Genomic DNA, 13649 nt, shown 5'->3' on the forward strand with positions numbered 1-13649 from the left:
CGGCTGGGAGAGCCGTGCGGACCGGCGATCGCCTGCGTCTGTCGCTCCTGGACGGTCAGTCGTTGACGAACTTGGCCGCGAGCTGGGGAGCGGAGACCACCGAGACCCCGTCGAGACGGGCGAGGACCTGCCCGTCGGGAGTGCAGGCGGTGATGGTGAAGGAGGCCGTCGTCTCGTCGGAGGAGACGGGCTCCACCACGACCAGGAAGGGCTCGCCGTCGGGCAGCCGCCGGTGCAGCACGGCGCCCTCCACCGACAGCGGCAGCCCGGCCGCGTCACGGAAGAGGCTGCCCCACACCAGACCGGCCTGCAGCAGCAGGTCGGCGGTGCCGGGGACGTACCGGGAACTGTCGAAGGCACCTGCCGCCGGGTGGAGTTCGGGCAGGTCGCACTCCAGGACCAGCCGGGACCGCTCCTCGGTCAGCACCCGGCGCACGCCCCGCAGCGCGGGCCCGTGGAACAGGGTGCCGTCGTGGTAGAAGTCCGAGGCGTCCCGGCCGCCGCCCAGCCGGGGCAGCCCGGCGACCTCGGTCGCGACGGGCTCCGCGCCGGGCACGACCACCGCGCCGTAGCGGGGCCGTACGGTGCCGTCCTGCTCGATGCCGCGGATGTCGATCCGTACGGCGTCCCCGGCCGGCGTCATGGTCAGCTGCCACCGCTCCGGCCGGCCGGTGTCGAAGACGACGCCCTTGTAGACGGTGAAGTCCCGCACCACGGCGGCCGTCGTGCCGAACGTGCGCTCCACCGCGGCGAGCGCCCAGCCGAGCGGAATCGCCGCCGGCAGCACCGGAACCCCGCCGATCACATGGTCGGCGACCATGGGCTCGTGCTCCAGACCGGCCAGCGGCCGCTCCACGGTGACGGGCGCCGTCGGCAGCGCCGTCTCGCGCTCGGACAGCGGCGTGGTGGGACCGAGCACGGTCACCAGGTCGTGCGAGCGCTCGGCCGCGAACTGCTCGACGAACAGCCGGGCGCCGGTGTCCGAGGGGATCAGGACCAGACCGCGCTCGGCGAAGACGGCCTTCACCTCGGGCGAGACCATCCCGCTGTCCCACGCGCCCCAGTTGAGCGAGGTGACCCGGGCCGCCGGGTGGCGCCGCTTGAAGGACGCGGCCCAGGCGTTGAGCACCTCGTTGGCCATCGCGTAGTCCGACTGGCCGCGGTTGCCGAAGAAGCCGGCCACCGAGGAGAAGAGCACCACGTGCCGCAGGGCCTCGCCGGGCAGTGCGGCCGTGACCGCCTGCAGACCGTCCAGCTTGGGCGCGAAGACCCGCTCGATCTCGGACGCCTTCTTGTTGCCGATCAACTGGTCCGCGAGGACCCCGGCGCCGTGCACCAGACCGGTGACCCGCTCCCGGTACGGGGCGAGCGCGGCGGCGGTGGCGGCGGGATCGGTGATGTCCACCGCCAGGTACTCGGCCTGGCTGCCGGCCGCGCGGAGCTCCGCCAGCGTGGCGCGGATCTCCCGGGCGCCAATCACCGCCCGGTAGAGCTGCTCGACCCGCTTCGGAGTGGGCTTCTCCCCACGCTGGTGCAACTCGCCCGCCGCGGCGGCCTTGAGACCGGACTCGGCCACGCCGGTGGCCCAGGCCGGTTCGTCGTCGAGCGGCGTACGGCCCAGCAGGAGCAGTCCGGGCCGGTGACGCCGGGCCAGCTCGGCCACGCAGACGGCGGTGATGCCGCGTCCGCCGCCGGTGACCACCAGGAGATCCTGCTCGGTGAGCTCCGCCGCGGCCGTCTGAGTCGCGGGGTGCGTCGCGTCGCCCAGGGTGAGGGCGACCCGGCGGACGCCGTCGCGGCCGACCTGGACCGGCGAGGCCGCCGCGTCGTAGGCCTCCTCCAGGACCAGTTCGGCGGCCTCGGCGGCGCTGAGCGAGCAGGACAGGTCCAGGGCCCGGCAGAACAGCTCCGGCGCCTCGACCGCGAGGGTCTTCACCAGTCCGCCGACGCCGCCGGCGGGCACCGCGTCCTCGGCGACTCCGTCGAGTCCGAAGGAGCCGTCGAGCCGGGTCACGGTGACGAACGCGGCGCGCCGGCCGCTCGCCGCCGCCTCGCTGAGCGGTCCGACCAGGTGCCGGGCGATCAGGAGGGTGTGGGCCAGCCGGCGCACGCCCTCAGCCCAGGTGAGGCCCTCCGCGGCCCCGAAGCCGAGCACGAGATGGATCTCGTCCTTGCCCAACTGCTCGATACTGGAGGACAGTTCGGTGGTGCCCCAGCCGCCGAGGGCCACGTCCGCGGCCCCGCTCACGCGCTGCGGCACGCCCGGCAGCCGCAGCACACGCACCTGCCATCCGCTCTCGACGAGCCGGGCCGCCGAGGCCCGCGCCACCTCACTGCCGTCGTCGACGACGAGCGCGGCCGCGCCGTGCGGATAGGCGTCGACCAGCTGGTCCGGTGCCGGGAGCGCCACGAGGGAGGCCTGTCCGCGGCCGATTCCGGCGGGCGCGGGCGCATCGGAGGCGCGAGGCGCTTCGGACGCCTGGAGCGTAGGAGGCACGCTCTGCGGCTCGGCGGCGGGGCCGGAGAGTCCCGCGACGAAGCCGACGATGTCGTTCAGGGTGCGCAGTTCGGCGAGCTGTTCGGGGCCGACGGGGGTGGGGCTGGGGAAGCGTTCCTGCAGGACGCCCATGATCTCGACGCGTTTGATGGAGTCGATGCCGAGGTCCGCCTCGACGTCCATGCTCAGGTCGAGCATGTCGGCCGGGTAGCCCGTCTTGGCGGAGACGACATCGAGGAGGGCGCCGCACACGTCGTCGACGGTGGCGGTCGGGGCCGCCGGGGCGGCGTGCGCTGCGGGGGCGGCCACGACCTGCGCCGGGCCGGCGGCGGACGCGTCCGGGCCGCGCAGCTCCAGGACGAAACCGACGATCTCGTTCAGGGTGCGCAGCTCGGCGAGCTGCTCGGGGCCGACGGGGGTGGAACTCGGGAAGCGTTCCTGCAGGACGCCCATGATCTCGACGCGTTTGATGGAGTCGATGCCGAGGTCCGCCTCGACGTCCATGCCCAGGTCGAGCATGTCCGCCGGGTAGCCCGTCTTCTCCGACACGACGCCGAGGAGGGCGGCGGCGACGTCCTCGGTGCTGACGGCAGGGGCGGGCTCCGGGGCGGTGAGGGTCACGGCGGCGGCCGGGGTACGGGGGTTCACGCTGCCGAGGCTCAGCACGAAGCCGACGATCTCGCTGAGGGTACGCAGTTCGCCGAGCTGTTCGGGGCCGACGGGGGTGGGGCTGGGGAAGCGTTCCTGGAGGACGCCCATGATCTCGACGCGTTTGATGGAGTCGATGCCCAAGTCCGCCTCCACGTCCATGCCGAGTTCGAGCATCTCCGCCGGGTAGCCGGTCTTCTGCGCCACCACGTCGAGCAGCGCCGCCGCGACGTCGTCCTGCGAGGGGCCGTCGGCCGACGGCGCCTGCGACGGCGCGGGAGCGGCCGGCGCCGACGCCCGCGGGCTCACCGCGACGGGGGCCGGCGGAGTCTCGGGAAGCGCGGCGGGAGGCGCCGGGACCACCGGGGCGGGGGCCGGCTCAAGGGCCGCGGGAGCAGCGGCCGCGGCCGGGGGCAGCTCCACGGGCGCGGACACGGACAGGGCGGCCGGAGCGGCCGGAGCGGCAGGCGCCGGGCCTGCCGGAGCCGCGCTCCCCAACTCCATGGCGGCCAGGTCCCGCAGGATCTCGTTGGCCCGGACGTGGGTGCGCCCGATCGCCAGCCCGTGTTCCTTGACCGAGGACACGCCCGGGATCACCGCGTCGACGCGGCCCTGCTCATCGGCGCGCTCGAGCAGCCCCATCATGCGCTGCGCGCTGTCGAGCTGTCCCTGGAGGTAGTCGTCGTGGAGGGCGAGGTGATCGGCGATCAGCGCGGAGAGCCGGTCGTCGGCGGGGGCGGCAGCGGAGGCCGGGGCGGGGGAGGGATGTTCTTCGTGCACGGGCTCGCTCTCCAGGACGTCGGCGGGGACGGGCAGGGCGGCCGCGGGCGCCGTCTGTACGGCGCCGGCCACGGCACCCGAGGTCACGGCGGCGACCGGCGCGGGCAACGGCGCCTCGGCTCGCCGCAGGACCGCAGCGGGCTGCGGGGCGGAGGGTGCGAGGGCGGGCGCCGAGAGCACGCCCGCGAGCGGCCGCGACCCGTCGGCGCCGCCCGGCGGCGGACTCACCCGGTAGCCGTTCTCGATCGCGTCGCGGTACGCCGCCTTCCGCGTCTCGGGGACATGGTTGATGCCGTTGAGCGGGATGGTCATCCCCTTGACGGGTTCGACGCTCATCGGCTCGGCGGTGTAGCGGTCGTCGGTGGCCAACGGCAGGCCCAGCACGGCCAGTTGGGCCACCGCCCGCTTCAGCGTCAGGTCCGCGTCCGCGCCGCTGCCCGGGTCGAGCTGCACCGCGAAGTGCTCGCGCTCGCCGAGGATGCGCCGGACCAGCTTGGTGAGCACGCCCTTGGGGCCGAACTCGACGAACGTACGGAACCCGGCCGCGTACATCTCCTCGACCCGGTCGGCGAACTCGACCGGCTTGCCGATCTGCTCGACCAGCGTGCGCCGGTTGGCCTCGACGTCCGAACCGTAGGCGGCCCCGGGGGAGTTGGCGTAGACCGGTCGTCGGGGCTCATGTATCTGCGCCTCGGCAACCCGGCGTCCGAAGGCCTCCACGGCGTGGGCGACGAACGGGGTGTGGAAGGCCGCCGACACCGGCAGCCGCAGTGCGCGCACGCCTGCCGCCCCGGCCGCCTCCACGAACCGCTCCACCGCGTCGGTGGCGCCCCCGACCACGATCTGGTCCGCGGCGTTGCGGTTGCAGACGGTCAACCCGTCGTGTGCGGCGAGCAGTTCGGCGACCCGCTCCTCGGAGGCGGTGACGGCGGCCATGGCGCCGGCGTCGAAGCCGGCGGGCGCGTCGGCGGGCGGCGCCATCGCGGCGCCGCGGGCCCGGGCCAGCGCGAAGTAGGTGGCGTCGTCGAGGGCGCCGGCGGCCCACAGCGCGGCCAGTTCGCCGAAGCTGTGCCCGAGGAAACCCTCGGCGTCGAATCCGAGTTCGGTCAGATACCGGTACTGGCCGGCCGCCAGGGCGCCGATCGCGGGCTGGGCGTACTCGGTGCGGCGCAGCTCGCTCTCCTGGGCGGTGCGCGTCATCTCGTCGAACGCGGGGGGCGGGAACGCCACCCGGGACAGCGGGCGTTCGTGTTCCCCGAAGGCCGCGTTGGCCTCGTCGAAGGCCGCCCGCAGCGGGGGCAGCGCCAGCACCGCCGTCCGGCCGGGCTCGACGTACTGGCTGCCCTGGCCGGCGAAGAGCGCGGCCACCTTGCCGAGGGGTGCGTCGCAGGCGCGGAAGTAGACGCCCTTGGGATGCGACCAGGAGTCGGCCGAGGACCGGGTGCGCAGCTCGGCCAGGGCGAGGGCGCGCAGTTCGGTGAGTTCGGCGTCGGAGCGGGCGACGAGCGCGAGCCTGGGGTGACCGGCCGGGGCGGGGGCGGACGCGGGCTCCGCGCCCTCGTCGAGCTCCCTGATCAGACCATTTATGTCAGGTGCATGCCACACGTAAACCCGGCTCACAGGGAACATGACCTGCAGGTCGTCCCCGACCCCGTGCTCCTCCATCACCACATGGAAGTTGGTGCCGCCGAACCCGAACGCCGAGACGGCTGCCCGGCGCCGGGGCCGACGCGGGTCGCGGATCCAGGGGCGGGTGCGGGTGCTGACGTAGAACGGGCTGTTCTCCCAGTCCACCGACGGGTTCGGCCGCTCCACGTTGATCGTGGGCGGCAGGAGCCGGTGGTGCAGGGAGAGCGCCAGCTTGATCATTCCGGCCGCGCCGGCGGCTGCCTTGGTGTGGCCGATCTGCGACTTCACGCTGCCGACCGCCGCGAACTGCCGGTCCTGGCCGTCCTGGGAGACCACCGCGCTCAGCGCGGACAGCTCGGTCGCCTCGCCGACGGCCGTCCCCGTGCCGTGCGCCTCGAACAGCTCGATGGAGTCCGGGGAGACGTCGGCGTCCTCGTACGCGCGGCGCAGCGCGGCCATCTGGCCTTCCTTGCGCGGGGCGTAGATGGACTTGAAGCGGCCGTCGCTGGAGGAGCCGATGCCGCGGATGACGGCGTAGATCCGGTTGCCGTCCCGCTCGGCGTCCGACAGCCGGCGCAGGGCCAGCATGCCGATGCCCTCGCCGATGAGGGTGCCGTCGGCGTTCTCGTCGAACGGGCGGATGCCGCCGGTCTTGGAGAAGGCGGGCGTCTTGCTGAAGCACAGGTACATGAAGATGGTGTTCTCGGCGTCGCAGCCGCCCACCAGCATCGTGTCCGAACGCCGCTCCAGCAGGTCGCTGATCGCGCTCTTCACCGCGCCCAGCGAGCTCGCGCAGGCGGCGTCGATGGTCATGTTGGTGCCGCCCAGGTCCAGGCGGTTGGCGATCCGGCCGGCGACGACGTTGCCCAGCATGCCCGGGAAGGAGTTCTCCTCCCAGGGCGCGAAGGCCAGTTTGAACTTCTCCGCGATCTCCTCCGCGTCCCGCTCGGAGAGCCCGCAGGAGCGGACGACCTCCTTGAGGACGGGGGTCTGAAGCCGGTTCGACAGCGGCTGGGTGAGCTGGTTGGCGCCGGTCACGCCGAGGATCACACCGGTGCGCGAGGCGTCGTACCACTCCTGGTCGGAGCCCGCGTCCTTGAGCACGTCGCGGGCCACGACCAGGCTCAACAGCTGTAGGACGTCGGTGACTTCGAGGGTGTTCGGCGGCAGGCCGAACTCCAGCGGATTGAAGTCGACGGTCGGGATGAAGCCGCCGCGCCGGGAGTACGTCTTGTCGGGCGCGGTGGGATCGGGGTCGTAGTGCTCCGACACGTCCCAGTGCGTCGCGGGGACGTCCTCGATGCAGTCGGCGGCGGAGACCACGTTCGCCCAGAACTCGTGCAGGTCACGGGACTTGGGATACAGCGCGGACAGACCGACGATCGCGATGGGGTCCCGCGCGAGTCGGCGGTCGAGGTCAGAAGGGTGCGAAGCGTTCACGGCGAGGCTCTCTTGGTCGGACGGCGGGGCTTTGACAGCCCGGGTCGGTTCGGGGCCCTGGGGGTGACACGCGTGGAGGAGTCAGACAGTGTGCAGAAGAGGGACGATCACGTCGAAGGCGTCGGCGCGGCCCAGCATCGTGTAGTGGTCGCCGGGCGAGCTGTGCAGCGTCAGGCCGTGCGCGGCGAGCGGCTGCCAGCCGAGGTACGGGTCGTCCGGAACCAGGCTCCGCTCGGCCTTGACCAGCACGAGCGGGAGCGGAGCGGGGGCGGCTCGGTGCGGGGCCACCAGACGGTTGTTGCGCAGCAGCCCGTCCACGTAGGTGTCGTAGAGCTTGCGCAGGCCCGGCAGCGGGGTGTCCGGGAGCAGTGCCCCGGAGGCGACCGCCGTGTCGAGGACGACGGGGAGTCCGTCGTCGACGCCGCAGCCGGTGAGCCGGCCGGGCGGCAGGTCGACGGGGCGGCCCCGCTTCGCGCCCAGATACATGGCGAACCAGCCCAGGAGCAGGTCGGGTTCCAGCGAGTCGTCGGGCTGCTTGTACTCGTCGGTCGGGGCGATGCTGTCGAGCAGTACCAGGCGTTCGGGGCGTCGGTCGGCGGGCATCGCATGGATCATCGCGAGGGCCAGAGTGCCGCCGAAGGACCAGCCGGCCAGGGTGTACGGTCCGTCGGTCGGCCCGAGGGCGACGAGCAGCCGGTCGGCGAGGGCCTCCACGGTGGTCGCAGCCCGGCCCCCGGTCAGCGCGGCCTCCGCGTATTCGGCGACCGCGCTCAGGTCCAGCACGGTCAGCCCGTCGCCCTCCGGGAGCGCGTTCGCGAGGCCCCGGTACACCTGGGCCGCCAGCGCGCCGGGGTGGACGACGTACACGGTGCGCCGACCGGGCGCGGCGGCCCGGAACGACCGGGCGACCGGCGGCGCTGTCTCACGCGGCGGACGCACGCTGAGCGCTCTCCTCGGCCAGGTACGCTGCCAGATCCTTGACCGTCGGGTGGTACCACAGCGTCGTCGTGCTCAGCTCGAAACCGAGCCAGCTCTCCAACTCGCCCGCGAGGATGAGGGCTTCGGTGGAGTCGAGGTCCAGCTCGTCGAAGTAGACCTCGCGCGAGACCTCGGTGGCCGCCACGCCGAGTCGGTGGGCGATCTTCTCGATCAGCCAGCCCTCGGCTTCCGGTGCGGTGACTGCGGGCATGATGCGACGTCCCTTCCTTCGGGCACACCTCCGACAGGGATTGCCGGAGGGCGGATGGATGCTGGTGCAAACGGGGGTGGGTCCGGTGGGCGGCGGCGGACGGCGCGCCGACGGCGCCTCACCGCTCGCGTGTGCGCTGGGGACCGCCCGGATTTATCACCGGGACGACGCACACATGGCGTGAAAGCGGGGGGTCGAAAGTCCGGACCAGGCTAAATTTCGGGGATTTGAGCTATGCGCAAACTTTCCGGTGAACGCCGTGGGGGTGCGGCGACTAAAACTCGTCAGTAAGCCGTCGATCGTTCGGTCGTGCTCGATGGTGCAGACCTGCGAGTCCGCAGGTGTGGGGAGTGCCTCGGAGTGGCCGCCCGAAGCACGCAGGCCAAGTCTTGCCAGTTTTCGGAATCTTGAACAAGCACTCTTCCGAAGAGTGGAAAGAAATCGAGGTTTACGGGCGTAGACCTGGTGGGGGACTTGTGAAGGCAATAGGTGAAGCGGGGGTGAAGTGCCGGTCGGCACGGACGCATTACGCCCGATTTCCCACCTTTGCCACCCGTCGGAAGGCACCCGGCGTCATCTGGACGCGCCGTGCGAAGAACTTGCCGAAGTTGGTCACTTCGGAAAATCCGAGCTGTCGGGCGATGGCGCTGATCGGCAGGTCGGAGTGGACGAGCAGGTGGCGCGCTTCCAGTGCGACCCGGGCGTCGATGATGTCCTTGGTGGAGGTGCCGGCGACCTCGCGGCAGGCCCGGGCCAGGGCGCGCGTGCTGCAGTTGAGGGCGGTGGCGTAGTCCTCGACCAGCCGGCTGGAGCGGAAGGAGCGGTCCAGCTCCTGGCGGAAGCGCAGGAACAGATCGCCGTTGTCGCCGCTGACCGCCAGGCCGGCGTCGTGGCGCCGGCGGCACATCTGGTCGATGTGGAGCAGCACGACGGCCAGCAGATGCTTCAGCAACTCCTCGCCCAGCCCTTGGTCGGGCCGGTGGAACTCCTCCTCAAGGAGGCTCAGAACCCGCTGCAGCATGCCGAGTTCCTCGCCCTGGAGTTGCCAGTGCGAGGGCCGCAGCACATCGTCGAGCATCTGCATGTGGGCGCCCATCCGCAGCGGGAACGCCGTTTCGAACATGATGACGTCGGCGGTCATGCACGCGTCGGGGAGGAGCTGGATCACCTGGTTCGGCCGGGTCCACACCAGCGTCCCGGGCCGGCAGTCGAACTCCGTGGAGTCCACCGTGTAGATGCCCGTGCCCCGCCTGACCAGCATGATCTGGTGGAACTCGAGCCGGTGCGGCGTGGTCAGCAGTGGGGAGAGCGTGAGCAGTTCGTCCAAGGTCGTCGCCGTGATACCGAGACCGGGTCGGCAGACAGGTCTGTAGGGGACGACGGGGATCGGTAACGATGCGAAATCGACCATGAGCGTTCCGGAATCGACCTTTCAATGGCCACTTGAGGGTTCAATGATAGAGGTGGTCGCCCGATGCCAGATCACTCCTGGTGCATGTGTGTGCACGTATCTGTGCACGCACGTGTCAGCACGCACCCCAGAACTGAAGGTTGAAGGGACTCTGAACGGGATGACCACTCCCCACTCCGCCACTCCGGAGCGCTCAGTCGTGGACCGGACGCTCAGCATCCTCGGCGCCTTCGACCGGGACAACCGGACCCTGTCGCTCAGCGACCTCAGCCGCCGCTCGGGGCTGCCCGTCGCCACCGTTCACCGCATCGTCAACAAGCTGCACGGCTGGGGCGCCCTCGAACGGTGCGCCGAGGGCGGATACAGCATCGGCCTGCGCCTTTGGGAGACGGCCGTCCTGGCGCCGCGCTGCTCCTCCTTGGCGGAGACGGCGCAGCCACACCTCGTCGCGCTGCACGGGCAGACCTCGGCGGCGGCGACGATCGCCATCCGCGACGGCAAGGAGAGCGTGTGCCTGGCGTTCGTCTCCAACGACCCGGACGCGCCCTGCACGTACGGCACACCGGGCCGCCGGCTGCCGCTGAACGTCACCGCGGCGGGACTGGTCCTGCTCGCCTACGCGGGCAGCGCCGTGCAGAACGAGGTGTGCTCCGCCCCCTCGCGCACCCCGACGGGCTTCGCCCCCGGCACCCAGCAGCTCAAACAGAGCCTGGCCAAGATCCGCCGGGAGGGCTACGCCGTCGCCCACAGCACGCTGACCGAGGGCCGCAGCGGCCTCGCGGTCCCGATTCGTGACAGCCGCGGCACGGTGATCGCCACCGTCGGGGTCGTGGGCCCCGCCGACCTGATCCAGCCGGCGCGCGTGGCGGCCCCCGTGCGCGCCGCCGCCGTGATGATCCAGCGGTGTGTGCGCAGCGAGGGATTACGCATCACGGAGGTCGGTGCCTGAGCCGATTCCGGGCGGGCCGGGGACTCCACCCCAAGTGGACCCCCGGCCGGCCCCTCCGTGGATCGCGGGGACTCCGACGAGTAGCACTGTGACGACAAGCTCCCGCCGCGCACCCACCCGTACAGGCAGGTCGACGATGACGGACTCCCGAGCCGGCACACCGGCGGAGCGACCGCTCCAGGTGGAGACCTACGGAGCTACGGGGCATTCGCGCTGGGCTTCGGCATCTCCTTCCGGCAGGCCCTGGCCGCCGGCGTGATCGGCATCGTGTTCTCGTTCCTGCTCCGCGGCTTCATAGCGGTCGCCGGCAACCGCGGCTCCCCGCCCACCATGGTCCTCGGCCGCGCCGCCTAAGGCCTGCGCGGCAACCGCCTGCCCCCGGCGATCTCCTGGATGCTCACCGTCGGCTGGGAGACCGTCCCAGTCGCACTCGCCGCCATGGCCACAGCCACCGTCTTCGACCGCCTCGGCGGGGGTGGCGGCACCGGCCGCGCGTGCGCGTCACGACCGTCTCGGAACTGCTGCGCACCCCGGCGACCCGACTCCTCGGCCCCCACCAGGGGGATTGATCCCCCGCCCCTCGGGTACGCGAGGTCGGACCGCCGCTACCAGGGGAGCCTGTCATGGAGACACCCGCGCACGACCGCACGAACAACCCCGCCGCGCTGGCGCTGGACGCGCTGGCCCGCGACACCGAGGACACGGCGGCACTGGACACGCTCGCGCACTGCGACGTCCTGGTGCCCGTGCCCGACGACGCCACCGACGAGGACGTCACCGACCCGACCACGGTCGCCCTGCCCGTGCTGGAACAGACCGGCGGCGCGCCCGTCGTGCCGGTGTTCACCTCCGAACCCGAGATGGCGGACCTGCTCCCGGACGTCGCCCGCTACCGACTGGTGCCCCTCGGCGCGCTCGCCGCGCAGTGGCCCACCGGTGAGCTGTCCCTCGCCATAGACGCCGCCGGCGACCATCCGCTGACCCTCACCTCGGAAGGGGTCCGCACCCTGCTCGCCCGCTGACCCGTCGGAGGCGGTGTACGGGGCGTACCGCCCGCCTGATCGACAATGGCCGCATGATCTGGCTCTCCGGTCTGGCCGGCGGACTCGTGCTCGCGTTGGTCCTCGGCAGCATCCTGCGCACCCTCGTCGTACCGCGCGGCCTGTACTCCGTGGTCGTCTACCGGCTGTGGTGGACGCTGCGCCGGCTGCTGCACCTCGCGGCCCTGCGCCGCGGCTACGAGACCATCGACCAGCTGCAGGCCTGGCTCGCCCCGCTGATGCTGGTCGGCATGCTGACGATCTGGCTCGGCGGCGCCCTGACCGGCTACGCGCTGGTGCTCTACGCCCTGTCCCCGCTGTCCTGGACCACCGCCTTCCGCGAGGCCGGATCCAGCCTGCTGACCCTCGGCTTCGCCGGCGGCGCCCGTCTGCGGCTGTCGGCGCTCGACTTCGCCGCCGCGGCCACCGGACCGGTCGTCATCGCCCTGCAGATCGCCTACCTGCCCACCCTGTACGCCGCCTACAACCGCCGCGAACTCGAGGTCACGCTGCTGCAGTCCCGGGCCGGGGAGCCCGCCTGGGGTCCGGAGATCCTGGCCCGGCAGTGGCTCGTCGACACCGAGACCGCGCTGCCCGAGCTGTACCGGTCCTGGGAGCGGCTCGCCGCCGACATGGGGGAGAGCCACTCCACCTACCCCGTGCTGCTGGCGTTCCGCTCCCCGCGCCCGTACCGCAGCTGGCTGGTCGGACTGGTCGCCGTGATGGACGCGGCGGCCATACAGCTGGCGCTGTCACCGCGCAGCGCCCCACCTCAGGCCCGGCTCGTCCTGCGCGCCGGCTTCACCGCCCTGCGTGACATCGCCCGCGTCCTGCGCTTCCCCTTCGACTCCGACCCCGACCCGGACGCCCCGATCCGGCTCACCTTCGTCGAGTTCGAGGCGGCGGTGGCGATGCTGGAGACGACGGGCTTCAGCGCCGAACGCGGCACCGAGGAGGCCTGGCCGCACTTCCAGGGCTGGCGGGTCAACTACGAGGCGATCGCCTACGAGCTCTGCCGCCGCTGCGACGCCGTTCCCGCCCTGTGGACGGGCCCCCGGGACTTCCCGACGACCCCGATCCCCCCGCGCCGCCCGGCGGACCGAAGACCGGGCGAAAAGAGCGTCTAGCGGACAGGCGCGCCTCGGGCCCTAGCCCTGTTCCGGGGCGGCGCCCAGCATCCGGTCGAGTACTGCCCGCTGCAGCGGCAGCACCTCGGTGTGCAGGTTGCGGCCCTTGCGGGTGAGGGCGACATACACGCCGCGCCGGTCCTCCGCACAGACGGAACGCTCCACCAGGCCTTCCTTCTCCAGCCGGCCGATGAGGCGGGACAGCGCGCTCTGGCTGAGATGCACCCGGCCGACGAGGTTCTGCACCCGACACTGGTCGCCCTCGCGGGGCGCCTCCAAGGCGAGGATGTCGAGCACTTCGAAGTCGCTCGCACCGAGGCCGTGCGGATGCAGCGCGCGGTCGATCTCGCACATGGTGCGCGCGTGCACCGAAAGGATGTCCCGCCATCGTTCCTCGAGGCCCGCACCGGCCGTCTTCGCTGCCATACCCGCACGGTAACACCGTTCCGCGCATTCGTTTACAGTGCAACTAGTGCGGGTGCAAGCAGTTTTTCCGAGGCGTCCGGCGAGGGACCTGCGCCGAGGTACTGCGCCGGGCCCTACGACGGGTCCTGGAGCAGCCCCACGAGGTTGCCGTCCGTGTCCTTCACAAAGGCGATGAGCCGGCCGTTGCCCACGTCCTGGGCGTCCTGCAGCAGCTCCGCGCCCGCCGCCACCAGCGCGGCGAGCCGGTCGCGCAGGTCCGTGACGTGCCAGTACGGGACCGCTCCGGTCATTCCCTTGGCGTGTCCGTTCGGGTCGAGGCCGACGTCCTGCCCGGCGGCCTTGAAGCCGACGTAGTAGGGCGTGTCGGCGTACGGCTCGACCTCCAGCAGTGCGCTGAACAGGGCCTTCGCCTGGTCGAGGTCCTTGACGGGGTAGATGATCGTCTGCAGGCCGGCAGTCATGGCGTCCTCCTGAATGAGATGCGGTACGCGGTGTCCGCGTCCGTGTTCTCAC

9 protein-coding genes and 1 pseudogene are annotated in these 13649 nt (G+C 72.1%); 4 read left to right on the forward strand and 6 right to left on the reverse strand.

Annotation, left to right across the window (positions count from 1 at the left end; genetic code table 11):
- Nucleotides 1-55: 55 nt before the first annotated feature.
- The 4 genes from ACIBTS_RS12860 to ACIBTS_RS12875 all read right to left on the reverse strand — a co-directional run bounded on the left by ACIBTS_RS12860 (nt 56) and on the right by ACIBTS_RS12875 (nt 9510).
- Nucleotides 56-6994, reverse strand: coding sequence for an SDR family NAD(P)-dependent oxidoreductase (locus tag ACIBTS_RS12860; protein WP_399318924.1), 6939 nt, complete (start codon nt 6992-6994; stop codon nt 56-58).
- Nucleotides 6995-7075: 81 nt separating this feature from the next.
- Entirely contained in the window at nt 7076-7933 is an 858-nt protein-coding gene (locus tag ACIBTS_RS12865) for a thioesterase domain-containing protein (protein ID WP_399318925.1), read from the reverse strand.
- Nucleotides 7917-8183, reverse strand: a complete 267-nt coding sequence (locus ACIBTS_RS12870; protein WP_399318927.1) for an acyl carrier protein — start codon at nt 8181-8183, stop codon at nt 7917-7919. Before ACIBTS_RS12870 ends, ACIBTS_RS12865 begins: the two co-directional genes overlap by 17 nt.
- Before the next feature lie 526 nt (nt 8184-8709).
- Nucleotides 8710-9510, reverse strand: coding sequence for an AraC family transcriptional regulator (locus tag ACIBTS_RS12875; protein ID WP_399318929.1), 801 nt, complete (start codon nt 9508-9510; stop codon nt 8710-8712).
- A gap of 244 nt (nt 9511-9754) precedes the next feature.
- Between ACIBTS_RS12875 and ACIBTS_RS12880 the strand changes: the two genes are divergently transcribed.
- The 4 genes and pseudogenes from ACIBTS_RS12880 (at nt 9755) to ACIBTS_RS12895 (ending at nt 12710) form a co-directional block, all read left to right on the forward strand.
- Complete coding sequence (locus tag ACIBTS_RS12880; RefSeq protein ID WP_399318931.1) at nt 9755-10543, forward strand: IclR family transcriptional regulator; 789 nt, start codon at nt 9755-9757, stop codon at nt 10541-10543.
- A 195-nt stretch (nt 10544-10738) separates the two neighbouring features.
- A pseudogene (locus ACIBTS_RS12885) lies at nt 10739-11029 on the forward strand (cytosine permease); the annotation flags it as partial.
- Nucleotides 11030-11166: 137 nt separating this feature from the next.
- Nucleotides 11167-11565: an SseB family protein gene (locus tag ACIBTS_RS12890; protein WP_334582511.1), complete on the forward strand. Its 399-nt coding sequence runs from the start codon at nt 11167-11169 to the stop codon at nt 11563-11565.
- A gap of 53 nt (nt 11566-11618) precedes the next feature.
- A complete protein-coding gene (locus ACIBTS_RS12895) occupies nt 11619-12710 on the forward strand; it encodes a hypothetical protein (protein WP_399318933.1) in 1092 nt (363 codons plus the stop codon).
- A gap of 21 nt (nt 12711-12731) precedes the next feature.
- On the opposite strand, the gene ACIBTS_RS12900 is transcribed toward ACIBTS_RS12895, so the two are convergent.
- Nucleotides 12732-13136, reverse strand: a complete 405-nt coding sequence (locus tag ACIBTS_RS12900; RefSeq protein ID WP_319676054.1) for a MarR family transcriptional regulator — start codon at nt 13134-13136, stop codon at nt 12732-12734.
- A 113-nt stretch (nt 13137-13249) separates the two neighbouring features.
- Complete coding sequence (locus tag ACIBTS_RS12905) at nt 13250-13597, reverse strand: VOC family protein (protein WP_399318935.1); 348 nt, start codon at nt 13595-13597, stop codon at nt 13250-13252.
- Nucleotides 13598-13649: the final 52 nt, after the last annotated feature.

The organism is Streptomyces sp. NPDC050121 (assembly GCF_044460385.1).
Classification (GTDB): Bacteria; Actinomycetota; Actinomycetes; order Streptomycetales; family Streptomycetaceae; genus Streptomyces; species Streptomyces soliscabiei.